Here is an 18,158-nt window from a genome sequence, read left to right as displayed (position 1 = left end):
ACAGATTCATACAACACGACATGTTGCGACTCACAAAGGTGAAATTCCGGTGTCGTAAGTACCTGGACACTCGATTCGCAACTCGACACGACTGCGACGCACATCACACTTTCGGCATTCAGTTCATTTCCAGCAAACACACCATCACCGCTGATCAACACCAATCCCACGAGTCACAGCAGACTCGAGCGACCACCCGGTTTGCCACCCCGCCGAGCCCTGCCCCCCAATTCCAGGCCCCCGCTCCGCTCGGCGTGTCGCGGCATTTGCACCCGCTCTACCGGATGGTGAAGGACGTGCCGTCGATCGGACCTGGCGTCAGCAACCGATTGGTGGCCGCGATCCCGTAGGCGTCGGCGTCATAGGCCGCCAGGGGCAGACCGTCGATGGAGATATCGGTGAAGGTGATCGGATCGAAACCGGGCAGCGCCCCGCTGAGATGCCCCTCGACGATGATCTCCGCGGTGTGGGCGGGCACCGGAGAGACGGAGACCGTGGTGCGGGACCACTTCGCGGTGCGGTTCTCCAGCGTCATGACGTAGCGCCCGCCGTCCCAGCTGACCACCGAATGCATGATGTCGCCCGGCCGGACCACCACGTCGTCGTAACTCACCGGCGCGTCGGGGTAGCGCTCCCACCAGCCGTCGACCTGCGTATCGGGGGTGCAGGAACCACCGAGGAGACCGAGCGAGCACAGGCCGTCCGCGGCCGCGCCCAGCAGGTCGGACAGCTTGCCCCCGGCGTTCATGACCGTCCCGGCCAGGTCCGGATCGGCGTACGCCAGGCCCGCGGCGGCGGATTCGACCTGCAGACCCGGCAGGGCCGCGTACACGGCCACGTCACTCGCGCACAGGGATTCGACGCCGGTCTGCACGAGCGGGAGTGCGACCTGGCCGTCGAGCCCGTTGGCGCCGTTCAATCCCACCCAGGGCACCACGCGCTGCAGGATGCCCGGATTGAGACAGTCCACCCGCGGCTGCACCCAGGTGGCGCTGACCTCCCGGAACTCCCCCCGCACCACGTACCCGGCCCAGTTGCCGAGGTAGAGACGGACATACGGCTCGGCCGCCCCGTCGGCCGCCGCGTCGGCCGCATTGACCACCACCGAGGCGGCGGTGACGGCCAGGGTAACCGCCATGAAACAACGGCCTAACAGAGTGTTGCCCGTTGATAGCTTCATGGTCTGACGGTAGCCCGATTTGTCCGGGAAAAGCTATAGGCCACGGCTCAAAAGCCGTGGCCTTGTGCTGAATTCAGCGAATAATCACTGTGTGTGCCGGTCGTTTGCCAAAACTGTCAGGCGTTCGCTCGCGCGTTGGCGGTCTCCGCCAGCAGATGCACGGTGGCGGCCAGCTGGGTCAGGGCCTCCGCATCGTCGGCCGGGTGGGTCTCACCGAAACGCTGGCCGATGACGCCGAAGTTCAGCGACGCCTCCTCGACCACCTTCGCACCGGCCACGCCGAGCGCCTTGACGGCGTCGTCGTGCGACCACTTGGCGGCGTTCGGGCTGATGGACGCAGAGATGACCGCGACCGGGAAATCCTTGAGCGCGCCCGCGCCGTACGGACGGGAGGCCCAGTCGATGGCGTTCTTCAGCACGGCCGGCAGGGTGCCGTTGTATTCGGGGGTCACCAGCAGCAGGGCATCGGCGGCGCCGACGGCGTCACGCAGCGCCTGCGCGGTGGCCGGGACCTTGCCCTCGGCGTCGATGTCCTCGTTGTAGAAAGGAATCTCACCGAGGCCCTCGTAGATCGCGAGCTCGACGCACTCCGGGGCGGCCTTCGCGGCGGCCTCGGCGAGGCGGCGGTTGATCGACGCGGCGCGGAGGCTGCCGACCAGAACGAGAATGCGGGTCTGCGACATGATGATCACTCCAAAGGTTGCTGATTCAGCAGCGGAACTTTCGATAGACTGTAACCGGACTGCAGTCCGCTTACATTCCCGGGTAGGAGCAGAGAGCCTGTGACACGCGACACCTCACCGGATGAGGTCGTTCCGGCCCTGCCGAGCATCGCGCTGCCGATCGAACCCGTCGGCACGCAGCGGCCCCCCGCGCACTCGGTGCCGCTGCTCATGCCCGGCAGCAGCCACGAGCGCAGCGACGCCGCCCGCAACCGGCAGCTGCTGCTCGACGCCGCCGAACAGCTGGTCCGCCAGTGCGGCGCGGACGGCGTCACCATGGACGCGGTCGCCAAGCTGGCCGGCGTCGGCAAGGGCACGGTGTTCCGGCGCTTCGGCAACCGGGCCGGGCTCATGCTGGCACTGCTCGACCAATCCGATCAGAAACTCCAGTGGGCCTACATGTTCGGGCCGCCGCCACTGGGCCCGGGCGCGCCGCCCGTGGAGCGGCTGATCGCCTTCGGGCGCGCGCGCCTGGCCCTGGTCGAGGTGGAGGGCGACGTGCGCAAGAACGCCGACATCGGCGGGCAGTACTCCGGCCCGCCCTACAACATCGCGAAAACCCATGTCGCCCTGCTGCTCCGGCAGGCCGGCGCGCCCGGCGACATCTCACTGACCGCCGACACACTGCTGGCCAGCCTGGACGCCGGGCTGGTGCTGCATCAGATCCGCGAACTGCGCTACACCCTGGACCAGGTGGGCGATCACTGGGAACACCTGGTCCGGCAGGTGACCGCTCCCGTCGGTCAATAGCGTCGCCGGCCGTTCAGTAGAGTGTGGCCATGGGGAACCTGCGCGCACAGATCATCGCCGAATTGGGCGTCCTGCCGGACATCGAACCGAAAATCGAAGTGCGGCGGCGCATCGACTTCCTCAAGGATTATCTGCGCTCCACGCCCGCGACCGGTTTCGTGCTCGGCATCAGCGGCGGCCAGGACTCCACCCTCACCGGACGCCTGTGCCAGCTGGCCGCCGAGGAGCTGCGCGCCGAGGGCCACGACGCCACCTTCGTGGCCGCACGCCTGCCCTACGGTGTCCAGTTCGACGAGGAAGATGCCCAGATCGCCCTGCGGTTCATTCAGCCCGACCGGTCGGTAGTGGTGAACGTCAAGCCGAGCGCGGACGCCGCCGCCGGAGAAGCCGCCCTCGGCATCGTGGAACTGCACGAGGAGCCCCGCCTGCGAGACTTCGTGCGCGGCAATATCAAAGCCCGCGAGCGCATGCTGCTGCAGTACGCCATCGCGGGTCAGCTCAATATGCTGGTCGTCGGCACCGACCACGCCGCCGAAGCGGTCACCGGCTTCTTCACCAAGTACGGCGACGGCGGCGTCGACATCACCCCGCTGACCGGGCTCACCAAGCGTCAGGGCGCGGCACTGCTCCAGGAACTCGGCGCGCCGCCGAGCGTCTGGCAGAAGGTCCCGACCGCCGACCTGGAGGACGATCGCCCCTCCCTGCCCGACGAGGAAGCCTTGGGCCTCAGGTACTCCCAGATCGACGACTACCTCGAGGGCAAGCCCGTCGCCCCCGAGGTCTCCGAGCGGGTCGAGACCATCTTCCGGAACACCCGCCACAAGCGCACCGTCCCGGTGACCCCGCTCGACACCTGGTGGAAATAACCGGCTCCGGACCTCGGGCCCGCTGCGCTCACGCGTAGCGGGCACAGCTGTGAATCGAGCAGCGGGCGCTGCTCATTTCTGATCCACGTCGTCGATGAGGCGGCGGTGCAACTCGGCCGTCATGGCGTGAATGGCCCGGGTCAGTTCGGTATTGGTCTTGAGCTCGAGTTCCTGCTCCTGGAAATCGTGATCGGCCTTGGCCTGCTGGAAATCGGCCTGGCGGTTCTGGCCGATCATGACGAAGGTGGACAGGAAGATCGCTTCCAGGGAGACCACCAGGGTCAGGGTGGGCCAGGGGCTCTTCTCGAGGAAGATCATCCACACCGCGAAGCCGATCGCGTGGATGTAGACGAAGGGCATCGAGCCCGCGAACTTCGTGATCCAGTCGGCAACCCGCAGCTGGAAATTGGCGGCACGATCCTGCCGCACTTTCGCGACGGCGGGGTGCTGGGGCCGGGGGGCGTGCGTCATTCGGATCGGTCTCCTGGCGAGGGCGTGCAAGGACCGGCGAATGTTAGCGCCCGGCAGTGAAATTCGCGGCGGCGCGGCACCGCGCCCTGGTCAGCCGCCCGCGAACGGGGGCAGCACGTCGACGCGCGGGGACAGCGGGGTGGCCGCGTCGCGGGTGAGTTCGTCGCCGATGAGGTAGGCGCAGACCTTCAGCATGGGGTCCAGCTTCGGGCCGTAGACCGCAGAGAGGGTGGTGCGCAGGTCGGCGACGGTGGCCCCGGACGGCAGGTCCAGGGTTTCCTTCTCCTTGCCGACCGCATCGGCGATCGCGGCGAAATAGCGGACCTCAACCACCGATGGCTCCCATCGTTCGTTCGGGTGGGACGAAGCCGGCGGCGTCGATGCCGTGCCCGGCCGATTTGTTCCACATGGCGCCACGCCACAGTCCGGCGATATCGGCGTCGGTCGCGCCGGACCGTAGCGCGGCGCGAATGTCGTACTCCTGATCGCTGAACAGGCAGGAGCGGATCCGGCCGTCGGCGGTCAGGCGGGTGCGGTCGCAGTCGGCGCAGAACTTGCGGGTCACCGAGGCGATGATGCCGACGGTGGCCGGGCCGCCGTCGACCAGCCAGCGTTCGGCGGGCGCGGAGGGATCCTCGCGGCCGGTCTCGGTCAGGTCGAAGCGGGCGCCGAGCACGTCGAGGAGCTCGGCGGCGGTGATCATATTGGCGCGCGCCCACTCGTGGTCGGCGTCCAGCGGCATCTCCTCGATGAACCGCAGCTCCGCGCCGTCGTCCAGGCACCACTGCAGCAGATCGGCCGCGCCGTCGAGGGTTTCGCGCATGAGCACCGCGTTCACCTTGAGCGGGGCGAGCCCGGCCGCGATGGCGGCGCGGATCCCGGCCAGCACCGAATCGAGACGATCCCGGCGGGTGAGCCGGTGGAAGCCGTCGCGGTCCACGGTGTCGAGCGAGACATTGATGCGCCGCAGCCCGGCCGCGGCCAGTCCGCGCGCTCGATGCTCGAGCCCGACGCCATTGGTGGTCATGGCGAGCGGCGTATCCGGCAGCGCCACATGGCAACCGGCGATGATGCTCTCCAGATCGCGCCGCATGAGCGGTTCGCCGCCGGTGAATCGCACCTCGCGCACACCCAGTTCGCGGACCGCGAGCGTCACCAGGCGCACGATCTCCTCGGTGGAGAGCAGTTCGTCGGCGGGGATGGGTGGCAGGCCCTCCTCCGGCATGCAGTAGGTGCAGCGCAGCGAGCACTTCTCGGTGATGGATACCCGCAGGTCCCGCGCGACCCGGCCGAAACGGTCCAGCAGCAGGGGCGTGTCCGGGCGTCCGTCCATCGCGGGCCGCCCGGTTCGCACAGCGGGCATACCCATCGCGACCACGGTCATTGCACCATTATTGCCGGGACCGCAAGTGTTCGTAGATTCCTACGAGGCGAGCCCGGCGAACAGCCGGTCACGGCCTGGAGGATCCACCCGCGTATAGGCTCACCGGCATGAGTTCCCGGCACGCACTAGCCCCGGCCCGGCCCGTCGACGACCACCGCCTGCGCATCGAGGATGTGCTCCGGCCGCTGGCCGGACGCGCCGCCGAGACGGTGCCGATGGACCGGGCGCTGGGGCGGCGGCTGGCGGTGGATGTGTACGCGCCCCTGGATCTGCCGGTGTTCCGGAACTCGGCCATGGACGGGTACGCGGTGCTCGCGGAGTCGGTGGCCATCGTCCCCGCGACCCTGCCGCTGGTCGGCGTGGTGGCGGCCGGGAACACCGAGCAGCTGACGCTGCCCGCGGGCAGCGCCGTCAAGGTGATGACCGGCGCACCAGTGCCGCCCGGGGCGGACTGCGTGGTGCCGGTGGAGCACACCGAGTCCGACGGCGTCACCGTGACGATCCGAACCAGCCGTGCCAGTGGCGATTTCGTGCGCGAGCCGGGCACGGACGTGCGCGCCGGGCAGTTGCTCGCGGCCGCGGGCACCCTGCTGCGGCCCCGGCACATCGCGGCGCTGGCGGCGGTCGGGCTGGGCGAACTGTCGGTGCGGCGACCCGTGTCCGCGGCGGTCCTCACCACCGGTGACGAACTGCGGCCCGCCGGGGCGACCCTGCTGCCCGGCCAGATCTTCAACTCGAACGGCATCGCACTGGCCGCTGCCCTCACCGACAACGGTGTCGAGGTGGTGTCGGTGGCGCATTCGACCGACGATCACGACGAGTTCCGGGCCCGGCTGGCCGAGGCCGTGGCGCAGGCCGATGTGGTGTTCACCTCCGGCGGCGTCTCCATGGGCGACTTCGAGGTCGTCAAGGAGGTGCTGTCGGCGCGGGGCGGCGAATTCGGCTCGGTGGCAATGCAACCCGGCGGCCCGCAGGGGCTGAGCATGGTGGACGGGGTGCCGGTGCTGAGTTTCCCGGGCAATCCGGTGAGCACCATGGTGTCCTTCGAGGTCTTCGCCCGCCCCATCCTGCGCGAGCTGGCGGGCCTGCCCGCGCTGCCGATTTCCGAACTGCCGCTGCTGGAACCGGTCCGCTCCCCCGCCGGGAAGCGGCAGTTCCTGCGCGGCAAGCTCGCCGAGGGCGGGGTGGCGCTGGTGTCGGGTCAGGGCTCGCATCTGATCGCCGCCATGGCCCACGCCGATGTCCTCATCGATGTTCCGGCCACCGCGACCGAGCTGCCGGCGGGCACGATTGTCGAGGTCCGGCCGCTGTGAACGACACGTTCATGCTGTGCCAAGGTGGTTGCCATGAGTGAGTTGTCGCATGTCGACCGTGAAGGTCGCGCCCGCATGGTCGATGTGAGCGCGAAGGCCGACACCGCGCGCATCGCGGTCGCCGCGGGCGAACTGCAGACCACCGCCGAGGTCGTCCGGCTGGTCCGCGCCGACGACATGCCCAAGGCCGATGTGCTCAGCACCGCGCGCATCGCCGGCATCAACGGCGCGAAGAAGACCTCCGAGCTGATTCCGCTGTGCCATCAGCTGGCGCTGTCGTCGGTGACCGTGAACTTCGGTTTCACCGACACCACCATCACCATCGAGGCGAGCGCCAAGACCAAGGGGCCGACCGGCGTCGAGATGGAGGCGCTGACCGCGGTCGCGGTCGCGGGCCTCACGCTGCACGACATGGTGAAGGCGGTGGATCCGGCGGCCACCCTGAACGGGGTACGGCTGATCACCAAAGAGGGTGGGAAGCACGGACATTGGGTGCGACCGGAGGCCGAGGTCCACCACGGCGAGCACCAGCGCCGGCACGAGAAGCACGAAAAGACCGCTGCCGCAACGACTCCGCTCGCGGGCGCGGGCCGGACGGCCACCGTCGTGGTCGCTTCGACCGGGGTCGCCGCCGGTAGCCGCGAGGACACCACCGGCCCCGCTCTGACCGAATGGCTGAACGCGCAGGGCTTCTCGGTGCGCGGGCCGCTGGTGTTCGCGGACGCGGATATCGCCTTCGGCCTCGCCGATGCGCTGTCCACCGAGCCGGATCTGGTCATCAGCACCGGCGGCACGGGGGCCTCCCCCACCGACGCCACCCCGGAGGCGACGCTGGCCCTGCTCGATCGGGAGCTGCCGGGCGTGGCCGACGCCATCCGCCAGGCGGGCACCGCCAAGTTCCCGCTCGCCGCGCTCAGCCGGGGTGTGGCGGGTCTGGCCGGACGCACCGTGATCGTCAATCTGCCCGGTTCGCCGGGCGGGGTGAAGGACGGCATGGCCGTGCTGACACCGCTTCTCGAACATCTGCTGGCCCAGGTGGCCGGAGGAGGCAGCCATGAGTGAACTGCTGGCCCGGATCAGCGATCAACCGCTGGATCCGGCCGAGGTGGAGCAGGCGGTGAGCGGGCCCGAGCACGGCGGCATCGTGGTGTTCACCGGCAAGGTGCGCGATCACGATGGCGGGCAATCGGTTTCGGCACTGGAGTACTCGGCGCACCCGCAGGCCGAGGAGTTCCTGCGCAAGGTGTGCACGGAAGTCGCCGAATCCTCCGGACTGCCGGTGGCGGCCGTGCACCGCATCGGCCCCCTGACCATCGGCGATCTCGCGATCGTCGTCGCCGTCGCCGCGCCCCACCGCGCCGAAGCCTTCACCACCTGCGCCGCACTGGTCGACCGCATCAAGCACGAGGTCCCCATCTGGAAGCGCCAGATGTTCACCGACGGCCTCTCGGAATGGGTCAACGCCTGCGGGTGATCCGGTCGGCAAAGGTCGGTTGATCGCCAGGCTGGGCAGCGGGGCTTTGTCCGATTCGCCCAAACGTCGCGGTGGCGGAGTACGGCATTTTGTCCTCGGAACCAGCGTGTGCGGCGGCTCCCGTACGCCACAGTGGGGCACAGTGATCAGCGACGACGGGAGGCGACCATGAGCGAAGCCGGCGGCCGGATCGTGCTCGGCCCGCACCAGTACGGCAAGGCCGAGAACCGGGTGGTGCGCATCTACCGCGACACCGCTCGGCACGAGATCCGGGACCTGAACGTGTCCTCGTGCCTGCGCGGCGCGTTCGACGACGCGCACACCGTCGGCGATCAGGGCACGGTGCTGCCGACGGATTCGCAGAAGCAGACCATCTATACCTACGCCAAGAGCCACGGCGACGGCAGCATCGAGGAGTACGGGCTGGCGCTGGCCCGGCATTTCGTCGACGACATCGAGCCCGTGGATTCGGCGCGTCTCGAGATCGAAGAGTATGCGTGGCAACGGGTTCCGGTCGGCGGCAGCGGGCACGACCACACCTGGACGCGGGTGGGGCCCGAGGTGCGGATCGCGGCGATCACCGTGAGCGAGACCGGTACGGACCGCCGCGAGTGGGTGATCGGGGGCGTCAAGGATCTGGTGATCCTGAAGTCCACGGGTTCGGAGTTCGCGGGTTTCCTCGAGGACCCGTTCACCGTCCTCGAACCCGCCTACGACCGGATCCTGGCCACCAGCCTGATCGCCCGCTGGCGCTTCGCCACCCCGCCCGAGGACTGGGATGCCGCCTACCACGGGATCCGCGCCGTCATGGTCGAGACCTTCGCGACCCTGCACTCGAAAGCCTTGCAGCAGACCCTGTTCGAGATGGGACGGGCCGCGCTTTCGGCGTATCCGTGCTTGGCGGAGATCCGCATGTCGGCCCCCAACAAACACCACTTCGCCTATGACACAGACCGTTTCGGCGTCCCGAACCAGGGCGAGGTCTTCCACGCCGACGATCGTCCCTACGGCCTGATCCAGGCGAGCGTGCTGCGCGAGGGCGCCCCGGATGCCGGAACCGCCTGGGATCCCTACACCGGCGCGGTCTGACCGGCCAGCGTACGCACCGCCAGATACAGATCCAGCCGATCGTCGAGCCGCCCGAGATCACGCCCGGTGAGCTCCTCGATCCGGCCGATCCGATAGCGAACGGTATTGAGGTGCAGGTGCATTCGATCGGCCGCCTGCCGCCACGAGCCTTCGCACCCGAGAAACACTTCCAGCGTCTCCAGCAGTCCGGCCCCGTGCCGCCGGTCGTACTCCAGCACCGGACCCAGTACGCGTTCGGCGAATCGCCGCTGGAGGCCGCCGGGCACCGCGGTGAGCAGGCCGACGGCCGAATCGATATCGGCCACCCGCAGGCTGACCGGGGCCGTGTCGTCGCGGGCCGCGGTGGCGGCGGCGGCCGCCGCGCCGATCGCACCCGACAGGGTCTCGTCCGGCTGCCGGGCGCTCACACCGACCGCGAGCCGAATCTCGGTGAGCGCCGGTGCGATTCGCCCGAGTCGCCTGACCACCGTGGCCGCGATGCCGTCCTGGGTTCCGGCCGTCACGCCGACCAGTCTGCCTTCGCGGTCGATGGACGTGGCGATATCCGGCAGGGCGTCGTGCAGGGCCGCACGGACGGCCAGCAGTCCAGCGGACGAATCGGCCCAGCTCGCAACCTGCTGCGGTGCTACAGGTCCCGCAGCGTGAGCCGGTGCTCCTGCCCGCTCGATGGCGCCCGCGACACCCCCGGACAGCGATCGGCGCTGCGGCACATCCGGTTTCGATCCCGGGCCGGTCAGCCCGTCGGCGGCGTGGACCTCGCAGACGAGGGCCACCTCGCACCCGTCCGCCCGTTCGGCGAACGGCACCGGGAAGCGGTCGGCCAGTTCCCAATCCAGGTGCTGCCGGTCGGCGCGACGCTGCCGATACAGCTCCGCCACGGCCGCCAGATCCGCGCCGAACGGGTCGAGTTCCGGGGCCGACGGGCGGATCACCAGGTACCAGGCGGTAATGCGGTCGCCCGCACCGACCTGAAGGACGCGCATCGCGCCGGTGGTGACCGCGGGCAGGCGCGGCGCGGTGAGCGCGGTGGCGACGATGCGATCGATGTCCGGCTCCGCCAGGTCCTCGGTGCCGGCGATGACCGTCCCGGTCGAGGTCAGGATCCAGGCTGAAACCCGCTGTTCCGCCGCGAAATCCGCGACGAGGGTCTCGATAGCCGTCCCGGCGGCGACCGCGGTCAGCAGCCTGCGCTGCCGGTCGGCGCGCGATTGCACCCGCCGCCAGCGCACCTCCGCCGCCTGCTCGGCCAGGTATTCGATGATCCGGCTGAACGGCACGCTCTGGGGTGCGGACAGCAGCGGCAATCCGTATCGGCGACAGGCCTCGACCACATCCTCGGGCACGTGCCCGTGCAGCGCCTGCCCGGCCACCACGCCGACGACCCCGGCTGCCGCCAGCAGGCCCACATAGCGGTCCGCATCCGTCGCCTGCTGTCGCCACACCAATCCGGTACACACCAGCGCACCCGGTGTCACGAAGGGCCGGGGGTCGGGCATATCCGTCGCACAGACCCTGGCGACCGGGCGATCCAGTTCCCCCGCGTCCCCGTGCAGCAGCCGCATCCGCAACTGCGGCGCATCGAGAATGTCGCGCACCCGCACAGCGCACCTCCCGTGGTCGGTCCGGATAGTCCGTCACGGTAGGAGGCTGTTATTTCCACGCGGTTTCCGGCGTGCTGCGGCGGGCTCACAGCCGGTCGGTAGGGTGGTCGCCGTGAGCCGCCGCATTCCAGTCCTGATCGTGGCCGGATTCCTCGGCGCCGGGAAGACGACGCTGCTCAACCGGCTGCTGCGGACCCGGAGCACGCGAATCGGGGTGGTGGTCAACGACTTCGGCGCGGTCAATATCGACGCCATGCTGGTGGCCGGGCAGGTCGACGCCATGGTCTCGCTGGGCAACGGGTGTGTGTGCTGCGCGGTGGATGTCAGCGAACTGGACGACCTGTTCGACCGGCTGGCGCATCCCAGGCAGAAGATCGACGTCATCGTGGTGGAGGCCAGCGGACTGGCGGAGCCGCGCAATCTCATTCGCATGGTGGTGAACAGCGACAATCCGCGCATTCGCTACGGCGGGCTGGTCGAGGTGGTCGACGCCGAGCACTTCCCCGCGAGCCGCGAACTGCACCCGGAACTCGCGACGCATCTGCGGATGGCGGATCTGGTGGTGCTCAACAAGGCCGACCGCGTCGAGCCGGCCGCGCTGGAGCGGCTGCGGTCGGAGATCACCGGCCTGGTCGGTCAGGTCCCGGTGTATCCGACCAGCCACGGGCGCGTCGACCCGGGCCTGCTGTTCGACGTCCCCACCCGCGAACCGAACCGGCCGCGCGTCGGTGAACAGCTCAGCTTCGACGAGCTACTGCTCGACGACCACACCGATGACGGGCACGGAGACCACCAGCACGGCGACCACTGCCACGAGCACGGCGAGGACTGCCGCGACCACCGGCACCTGCACGACACCTACGACAGCGTCTCCTTCACCTCCGACACCGACCTGAACCCGCGCGAACTCATTGCGCTACTGGAGGATCCGCCCGCCGGCCTGTTCCGCGCCAAGGGCGTGCTGGCCTTCGCCGTCCCCGACGACCCGCGAAAGTTCGTGCTGCACATGGTCGGCCGCCACATCACCATCGAGCCCACCGCCTGGACCCGCCACGAACCCCGGGTCAGCAACCTGGTCCTCATCGGCTCCGGCCTCGACGCCGGCGACGTCACCGCCCGCCTCCGCGCCACCACCCATCTCGCCGGCGACCCCCTCGACGACCACGCCCTCCTCCCCGTCTGGCGCTACGTCGCCGACGACGACGCGCTTGTCGGCGAGGGCTGATTCCGCCTCGAGTTCGGCCCGCAGCTCCGCGACCTCGGCCGCGAGCTCGTCCCGCATCTGCTCGCGTTCGGCGAGGGCGGCCCGCATGGCCTCGACACTGTCGTTCATGGCGGCCAGCCGCTGGTCGGCGCCCCTGAGCAACCACTCCACCACATCCCGCCGGCCGACGGCGGCGCTGGCGGCCCGAACCCACCCGACCACGTAGTCCACCCACTCCTGCGGCTTGGGCATGTCCTTGTGCGCGTCCCAGCCCTTGCGCTGGGCGGCCTTGGTGGACAGCACCAGCTCCGCCCGCTTCCCGCGGCCGGGCGAATTCAGTTCCGCCAGGGACAGTTTCCCGGCACTGGTCACCACCGCCGTGAACCGGTACTTCCCCGCCAGGTGCATGCGCAGCTCGGCGGTCCCCCGCCCATCGGAATCCATGGCCCCCAGCCACGGCCCGTCCGCCGCCTCGATGATGGCCGCCAGGATTTCCAGCTGCCCCACTCCGCGCCGCAGCCGCGCCGCGGCCGTCCGCAGCGCACCCGGCGTGGCCGTCATCTGATCCCAATGCATGCCCCGAACATAGCGCCCGCCACACTCACCGCCGTGTTCGACTGGCCCGGTGAGTGATATGCCGGACCATCCGAATATCGAGCTGGCCGTCCGTTATCACCGAGCCGTCGCGGCCGGCGCCGCCGGAGCGGTCCTGGCCGCCTACTTCCACCCGGACGTCGTGCAGCAGGAGCTGCCGAACGCGCTGGTCCCGCAGGGTGCGACCCGGAATCTGGCCAAGATCCTGGCCGCGGCCGAACGCGGGGGCAGGTGATTCGCCGGCAGCGGTTCGAGTTTCACCACGCCGCCGCCACCGGCGATCAGGTGGCCCTGGAGGTCACCTGGATCGGGGTGCTGGCCGTGCCGGTCGGCGCGCTCGCCGCGGGTTCGGAGATGCGGCGGAGATCGCCACCTTTCTCACCATCCGGGACGGATTGATCGTCGAGCAACGCAACTACGACTGCTACGTCACGAAGTTCTGACCGTTCCGGGTGATTCGTGCCATAGCCTGGCGGCGTGCGAGTTGTGGAGCCTGGCGGCGTGCGAGTTGTGGTGGCGAATCGTGGTGAGGTCGCGGTCCGGGTGGTGCGGACGGCCCGGGAGCTCGGGTATGTGACGGAGGTGCTGCACACCGCCGAGGACGGCGGAAGTCTGGCGGTCCGGCTGGCCGACCGGGCGCTCGTCTTGCCGGGCAGCGGTGCGGCGGGATACCTCGATGTCGAATCCGTGGTGCAGGCCGCGGCCGCCCGCGGACCGGGCGCCGCGCTCGTGCACCCGGGGTACGGATTCCTCAGCGAGAGTGCGGAATTCGCGGCGGCCTGCGCGACCGCGGGGCTGACCTTCGTCGGGCCCGCACCGGACACGCTGCGGACCTTCGGGGACAAGGTCGCGGCGCGCGACGCGGCCGCACGGGCCGGGGCGGCCGTGCTGCCCGCGACCCGGGCCGGAGCCGGAACGGACGAGATCGCCGCGCTGCTCGCCGAACATCCCGGCGGCATCATGGTGAAGGCCGCGGCGGGCGGCGGCGGCCGCGGCATGCGGCCCGTGACCGAGACGGCGCTGCTGGCGGAGGCCGTCGAACGCTGCCGGGCCGAGGCCCTCGCCGGATTCGGCGACGACAGCGTCTATGCCGAAGCCCTGGTCGACCGGGCGCGGCACATCGAGGTGCAGGTGGTGGCCGACGGGCTCGGCGCGGTGGCGCTGGGCGACCGCGATTGCAGCGTGCAGCGGCGACGGCAGAAGCTCATCGAGATCGCGCCCGCACCGGAACTGCCCGCGGCCGTGCGGGATCGGGTGCACCGGGAGGCGGTGCTGATCGCCGAGGCGGTGGGCTGCCGGGGCGTCATCACCGTGGAGTTCCTGGTCGACGGCACGAATGTCTGGTTCCTGGAGGTGAATCCGCGCCTGCAGGTCGAGCACACCGTGACCGAGGCGGTGACCGGCGTGGATCTGGTCGCGCTGCAACTGGACCTGGCACAGGGCCGCACGCTGGCCGAACTCGACCTGCCCAAGAACGAGACCCGCGGCTACGCCGTGCAGGCGCGGGTCAACGCCGAACTGCTCGCGGCCGACGGCACGGTGCTGCCCAGCACCGGCGTGATCAACCGCTTCGACGCCCCGACCGGCACGGGCGTGCGGGTCGACACCGCCGCCCAGGTGGGGATGCGGCAAGGGGTGCAGTTCGATTCGCTGCTCGCCAAGATCATCGCGTGCGCGCCGTCGTACCGCGCCGCGCTGCGACGGTGTTCGGACGCGCTGGCCGAGACCGTGATCGGCGGCGTCGACACCAACCTGCACCTGCTGCGCGCCGTGCTGGCCGAACTCGGCGACGCGGGCCCGGTGACCACGGCCTGGTTCGAGCAGCGCCTCGACGACCTGCGCTCCCGGGCAGAGGGTTTCGAGGATCCGACCGCGCCGCAGCCGGTGCGACCGGCCGCTGCCGCCGAACTCGATCTGGACGAAGGCGAACAGGCCCTGCGCTCCCCGATGGGCGCGACGGTCGTCTCACTCTCCGAGCCCGGAACGGTTCTCGCCGCCGGCGCCGAGGTCGCGGTCCTGGAGGCCATGAAGATGCAGCACGTGCTGCGCGCGACCGAACCGCTGCGGGTGCTGCGGCACGCGGTCGCATCGGGTGACGTGGTCGACCCGCACGCCATCCTGGTCACCTGGGTGGCCGCCGATCACGACGGCCCGGCCGCGGAATCGACCGTGGTGGACCTGGATTCGGTGCGCGCCGACCTCGCCGAGGTGCTGGACCGCCACGACATCACCCTCGACGCCCGGCGCGAGACCGCGGTCGCCAAGCGGCATCGGCTCGGCCGCCGCACCGCCCGCGAGAACATCACCGACCTGGTCGATCCCGGCAGCTTCGTCGAATACGGCGCGCTGGCGGTCGCCGCCCAGCGCAGCCGCCGCAGCCTCGAGGACCTGATCGCCGGCACCCCCGCCGACGGCCTGATCGCGGGCGTGGCGACCATCAATGCCGGCCGCTTCGGCCCGGACCGCACCCGCGCGCTGGTCATGTCCTACGACTACACGGTGCTCGCCGGCACCCAGGGCATGCGCAATCACGCCAAGACCGACCGCATGCTGGAACTGGCTCGCGAGCAACGGCTTCCGGTGGTCTTCTTCACCGAGGGCGGCGGCGGCCGGCCCGGCGACACCGACCACGGCGGCATCTCCGGCCTGGACGTCACCACCTTCCGCGCCATGGGCGCGCTGTCGGGCACCGTACCGCTCATCGGCATCGCCTCCGGCCGCTGCTTCGCCGGCAATGCCGCCCTGCTGGGCATGTGCGATGTCGTGATCGCCACCCCCGACGCCAATATCGGCATGGGCGGCCCCGCCATGATCGAGGGCGGCGGACTGGGCGTGTACGCGCCCGAGGACATCGGCCCGATCGAGGTGCAGCGCCGCAATGGCGTGGTCCACATCGTCGCCGCCGACGAAGCCGAGGCGGTCGATCTCGCCCGTCGCTACCTGTCGTACTTCCAAGGGGCGGACGCGGAGTGGGAAGCACCCGACCCCCGTCTGGCCCGGCACGTGGTGCCCGAGAACCGGCTGCGCGCCTTCGACATTCGCGCCGCCATCGACGCCATCGTGGATGTCGGGTCGGTGCTGGAACTGCGCCGGGACTGGGGCGTCGGCATCGTCACCGCCCTGGTCCGGGTCGAGGGCCGCCCCTTCGGCCTCATCGCCAACGACTGCCACCACCTGGGCGGCGCCATCGACGCACCGGCGGCCGACAAACTGTCCGCCTTCCTGCAGCTCTGCGGCGCACACGGCCTGCCCATCGTGTCCCTCTGCGACACACCGGGTTTCATGGTCGGCCCCGAGGCCGAGGAGCACGCCACCGTCACCAAGTTCAGCCGCCTGTTCATCGACGCCGCCGCCCTCGGCGTGCCCTTCGGCACCGTCATCCTGCGCAAGGGCTACGGCCTGGGCGCACAGGCCATGGCGGCGGGCTCCTTCCGCGCACCCCGCTTCGTGATCGCCTGGCCCACCGGCGAGATCGGCGGCATGGGCCTGGAGGGCGCGGTCCGCCTGGGCTTCGCCAAGGAGCTGGCCGCCATCGAGGATCCGGCGCAGCGGCAGGCCGCCTTCGACGCACTGGTCCAGGCGGCCTACGACAGCGGCAAGGCCCTCACCGCCGCAACGGTTCTCGAACTCGACGACGTCATCGACCCGGCCGACACCCGGCGCTGGGTGCGGACCCTGCGCTGAGAGAACTCCGGGCTGTGAACCGGCCCTGCTACGCCCACCGGTCCCGGATCCTCCGGTAACAGGCATAGGCCATGGTGAGCGCCGCGACTCCGCCGAGGGAACCGCCGGCGCTCACGTACCGGCGACGGCGCGACCCGGACTTCCGGGCCCGCAGGCGTTCCTCGGTGAGATCGGCGTACCGGCCGGGTAGCAGGGTGTCGAAGTACTCGGTGACGAAGTTGTCGGTGCGCCGGGTGGGCAGACCCATGTCGCCCATCAGCTCGTCGATGTGGTGCGTCAGATACGGGCCGAGGTAGTAACCCTCGGGCCGTTCCGGCATGACCTCGCCCAGCCACGTCCCGACACGCGCTATCTCCCTGTGCATGTTGTCGACGCCCGGCAGCGCGAGCTCACCCAGGAAATGCTGGGACAGCCAGTGCGCGGACACCTCGGCGGTGAGCTGGCAGGCGGCGGAGGAGCCGTATCCGATGAAGCCGAGCCGCGGCAGCGTCGGCGGCAGAATGTGCCGGTAGAGCTGGAACCGGCCCTCGACCCGGACGGTCTTGGCCAGCTCGGGCGCCAGGAATTCCAGCTCCTGCCGCCAGCCGGTGGCGAAGACGACGACATCGGCGTCGAGCCGATCACCCCCGGCCAGTTGGACCGCGGTGCCGCCGGGGAAGGCCGCGATGGTGTCGCGCCGCAAGGCGATTCGCCCGCGCCGGGCCATCCGGAAGAACTCGTCGCTGACACCCAGATTCTCGATCCCCGCCGGCAGCGGCGCGTCCGGCACCATCACCTTCGGCGACCGCAGCAGCAACCGCATCGAGGCCGAGACCACGCGCCAGTAGCGTTCGGTGAACTTCCTGCCCCGCCCGTGCAGGAACCGCTCGATCAGGGTCTGCCGGTGATACCGGAAGAACGCTTCGGTGCTGCGGTTCAGGATGATCCGGTCCGAGGGCACCCCGCCCGGCAGAAACCGCGGCAGCATCGGATGAGCCCGGCGGAACACCAGCGTGCACTGCCGCGCGTGCTCCCCCGCCCAGGCCGCGCAGTCCAGCGCCGACTTCCCGGCCCCGACCACCACCACCCGCCGGCCGGCGTACAGCCTCGGATCGGTGGCCCGGCTGGAATGTAGCCGCAGGCCCGCGAACTCGTCCTCGCCCTCGATGACCGGGAGCTGCGGGGTGGAGAACACGCCCGCGCACACCACCACGAAGTCGAACCGCAGCTCCTCGACCCCGTCCGGGCCGCAGATCTTCAGCTCGAAGCCCGCGTCCACCTCGGACACCCGGATCACCTCGGTCGACAGCCGCAGCAGCGGCGACAACCCGAAGCGCTCCACATAGGACGCCAGGTAGTCCCGCACCTGCGCGGCCGTCGGAAACACCTCGGCCGACTCCGGATACGGGTGATCGGAGTAGGCGTAGGTATCGCGGGAGTTGTTGGTGCGCAGGCCCGGATAGGTCCGTGCCTCGATCCACACCCCGCCCGCTGCGCCCTCCTTTTCGAAGATGACGACCTCGAATCCGTCGTCCCGCAGCACTTTCGCGGCGACCAGCCCCGCGATACCGGCCCCGATGATCCCGGCCCGTTTTCCACCCGCACTCGTCACGTCCACTGTTTCCCCTTTGGACCTGCACGTTTCGAGGCTCACGCTACTTCAGCACGAGATCCGGCGTACCTGCCTCGGGGCAACTCGCCAATTAGTGGATCAAATTGGGCGTGTCGTGACTTCTCACCGAAATCGCTTAATACTGCAACGACACCTGTGTGAGTAGGTGCTGGTAGATGTGTTGTGTGGTGTTGGATCGTGTTGTGGCCGAGTTGGATTCGTTGATGTCGCGGAT

At 69.9% G+C, this 18,158-nt stretch carries 17 protein-coding genes; 10 read left to right on the top strand and 7 right to left on the bottom strand.

What is annotated here, in order from left to right; genetic code table 11:
* Nucleotides 1-277: 277 nt before the first annotated feature.
* A complete protein-coding gene (locus AB0L60_RS15215; RefSeq protein WP_364613183.1) occupies nt 278-1,138 on the bottom strand; it encodes a G1 family glutamic endopeptidase in 861 nt (286 codons plus the stop codon).
* A 158-nt stretch (nt 1,139-1,296) separates the two neighbouring features.
* Nucleotides 1,297-1,863 (bottom strand): NAD(P)H-dependent oxidoreductase, encoded by a 567-nt coding sequence (locus tag AB0L60_RS15210; protein WP_364613180.1) that lies wholly within the window; start codon nt 1,861-1,863, stop codon nt 1,297-1,299.
* Nucleotides 1,864-2,073: 210 nt separating this feature from the next.
* Between AB0L60_RS15210 and AB0L60_RS15205 the strand changes: the two genes are divergently transcribed.
* A complete protein-coding gene (locus AB0L60_RS15205; protein WP_354835348.1) occupies nt 2,074-2,652 on the top strand; it encodes a helix-turn-helix domain-containing protein in 579 nt (192 codons plus the stop codon).
* Nucleotides 2,653-2,681: 29 nt separating this feature from the next.
* Nucleotides 2,682-3,518, top strand: a complete 837-nt coding sequence (gene nadE / locus AB0L60_RS15200) for an ammonia-dependent NAD(+) synthetase (RefSeq protein ID WP_364613177.1) — start codon at nt 2,682-2,684, stop codon at nt 3,516-3,518.
* A 72-nt stretch (nt 3,519-3,590) separates the two neighbouring features.
* On the opposite strand, the gene AB0L60_RS15195 is transcribed toward nadE, so the two are convergent.
* The 3 genes from AB0L60_RS15195 to moaA all read right to left on the bottom strand — a co-directional run bounded on the left by AB0L60_RS15195 (nt 3,591) and on the right by moaA (nt 5,373).
* Nucleotides 3,591-3,989 (bottom strand): DUF1003 domain-containing protein, encoded by a 399-nt coding sequence (locus AB0L60_RS15195; protein ID WP_364613174.1) that lies wholly within the window; start codon nt 3,987-3,989, stop codon nt 3,591-3,593.
* A gap of 90 nt (nt 3,990-4,079) precedes the next feature.
* Complete coding sequence (locus AB0L60_RS15190; RefSeq protein WP_354835084.1) at nt 4,080-4,322, bottom strand: MoaD/ThiS family protein; 243 nt, start codon at nt 4,320-4,322, stop codon at nt 4,080-4,082.
* Nucleotides 4,315-5,373 (bottom strand): GTP 3',8-cyclase MoaA, encoded by a 1,059-nt coding sequence (gene moaA, locus AB0L60_RS15185; protein WP_364613170.1) that lies wholly within the window; start codon nt 5,371-5,373, stop codon nt 4,315-4,317. Before moaA ends, AB0L60_RS15190 begins: the two co-directional genes overlap by 8 nt.
* A gap of 107 nt (nt 5,374-5,480) precedes the next feature.
* Here moaA and glp point away from each other — a divergent pair, with 107 nt between their 5' ends.
* From glp to pucL, 4 genes are all read left to right on the top strand, one after another.
* A complete protein-coding gene (glp, locus tag AB0L60_RS15180; protein ID WP_364613167.1) occupies nt 5,481-6,686 on the top strand; it encodes a gephyrin-like molybdotransferase Glp in 1,206 nt (401 codons plus the stop codon).
* Between the two features lie 33 nt (nt 6,687-6,719).
* Nucleotides 6,720-7,748, top strand: a complete 1,029-nt coding sequence (moaCB, locus tag AB0L60_RS15175; RefSeq protein ID WP_364613164.1) for a bifunctional molybdenum cofactor biosynthesis protein MoaC/MoaB — start codon at nt 6,720-6,722, stop codon at nt 7,746-7,748.
* Nucleotides 7,741-8,160, top strand: a complete 420-nt coding sequence (locus AB0L60_RS15170) for a molybdenum cofactor biosynthesis protein MoaE (protein ID WP_364613161.1) — start codon at nt 7,741-7,743, stop codon at nt 8,158-8,160. Before moaCB ends, AB0L60_RS15170 begins: the two co-directional genes overlap by 8 nt.
* Nucleotides 8,161-8,328: 168 nt before the next feature.
* Complete coding sequence (gene pucL / locus AB0L60_RS15165; RefSeq protein WP_364613158.1) at nt 8,329-9,249, top strand: factor-independent urate hydroxylase; 921 nt, start codon at nt 8,329-8,331, stop codon at nt 9,247-9,249.
* Here the strand turns inward: pucL and AB0L60_RS15160 are convergent.
* On the bottom strand, nt 9,231-10,844 hold the full coding sequence (locus AB0L60_RS15160) for a helix-turn-helix domain-containing protein (protein ID WP_364613155.1): 1,614 nt from the start codon (nt 10,842-10,844) through the stop codon (nt 9,231-9,233). The two genes, pucL and AB0L60_RS15160, sit on opposite strands and share 19 nt — an antisense overlap.
* Before the next feature lie 118 nt (nt 10,845-10,962).
* Between AB0L60_RS15160 and AB0L60_RS15155 the strand changes: the two genes are divergently transcribed.
* The 4 genes from AB0L60_RS15155 (at nt 10,963) to AB0L60_RS15140 (ending at nt 16,332) form a co-directional block, all read left to right on the top strand.
* Complete coding sequence (locus AB0L60_RS15155) at nt 10,963-12,075, top strand: CobW family GTP-binding protein (protein ID WP_364613152.1); 1,113 nt, start codon at nt 10,963-10,965, stop codon at nt 12,073-12,075.
* 604 nt (nt 12,076-12,679) lie between these two features.
* Nucleotides 12,680-12,883 (top strand): hypothetical protein, encoded by a 204-nt coding sequence (locus AB0L60_RS15150; protein WP_364613149.1) that lies wholly within the window; start codon nt 12,680-12,682, stop codon nt 12,881-12,883.
* Nucleotides 12,880-13,047: a hypothetical protein gene (locus AB0L60_RS15145; RefSeq protein WP_364613146.1), complete on the top strand. Its 168-nt coding sequence runs from the start codon at nt 12,880-12,882 to the stop codon at nt 13,045-13,047. Before AB0L60_RS15150 ends, AB0L60_RS15145 begins: the two co-directional genes overlap by 4 nt.
* 78 nt (nt 13,048-13,125) lie before the next feature.
* Entirely contained in the window at nt 13,126-16,332 is a 3,207-nt protein-coding gene (locus AB0L60_RS15140) for a carboxyl transferase domain-containing protein (protein ID WP_364613143.1), read from the top strand.
* 28 nt (nt 16,333-16,360) lie between these two features.
* Here AB0L60_RS15140 and AB0L60_RS15135 read toward each other — a convergent pair whose 3' ends face one another.
* Nucleotides 16,361-17,929 carry an NAD(P)/FAD-dependent oxidoreductase gene (locus tag AB0L60_RS15135; RefSeq protein ID WP_364613140.1) on the bottom strand — a complete coding sequence of 523 codons (1,569 nt, stop codon included), beginning with the start codon at nt 17,927-17,929 and terminating at the stop codon, nt 16,361-16,363.
* Nucleotides 17,930-18,158 lie beyond the last annotated feature (229 nt).

Source organism: Nocardia sp. NPDC051981 (genome assembly GCF_040680715.1).
Taxonomy (GTDB): domain Bacteria; phylum Actinomycetota; class Actinomycetes; order Mycobacteriales; family Mycobacteriaceae; genus Nocardia.
This window is presented reverse-complemented; position numbering and strand designations above follow the sequence as displayed.

What these genes read in the sequence shown, in the direction of transcription:
- AB0L60_RS15215 (WP_364613183.1), bottom strand. Translation starts at nt 1,138, where the DNA reads ATGGCGGTTACCCTGGCCGTCACCGCCGCCTCGGTGGTGGTCAATGCG.
- AB0L60_RS15210 (WP_364613180.1), bottom strand. Translation starts at nt 1,863, where the DNA reads ATGTCGCAGACCCGCATTCTCGTTCTGGTCGGCAGCCTCCGCGCCGCG.
- AB0L60_RS15205 (WP_354835348.1), top strand. Translation starts at nt 2,074, where the DNA reads ATGCCCGGCAGCAGCCACGAGCGCAGCGACGCCGCCCGCAACCGGCAG.
- nadE (WP_364613177.1), top strand. Translation starts at nt 2,682, where the DNA reads ATGGGGAACCTGCGCGCACAGATCATCGCCGAATTGGGCGTCCTGCCG.
- AB0L60_RS15195 (WP_364613174.1), bottom strand. Translation starts at nt 3,989, where the DNA reads ATGACGCACGCCCCCCGGCCCCAGCACCCCGCCGTCGCGAAAGTGCGG.
- moaA (WP_364613170.1), bottom strand. Translation starts at nt 5,373, where the DNA reads ATGACCGTGGTCGCGATGGGTATGCCCGCTGTGCGAACCGGGCGGCCC.
- glp (WP_364613167.1), top strand. Translation starts at nt 5,481, where the DNA reads ATGAGTTCCCGGCACGCACTAGCCCCGGCCCGGCCCGTCGACGACCAC.
- moaCB (WP_364613164.1), top strand. Translation starts at nt 6,720, where the DNA reads ATGAGTGAGTTGTCGCATGTCGACCGTGAAGGTCGCGCCCGCATGGTC.
- AB0L60_RS15170 (WP_364613161.1), top strand. Translation starts at nt 7,741, where the DNA reads ATGAGTGAACTGCTGGCCCGGATCAGCGATCAACCGCTGGATCCGGCC.
- pucL (WP_364613158.1), top strand. Translation starts at nt 8,329, where the DNA reads ATGAGCGAAGCCGGCGGCCGGATCGTGCTCGGCCCGCACCAGTACGGC.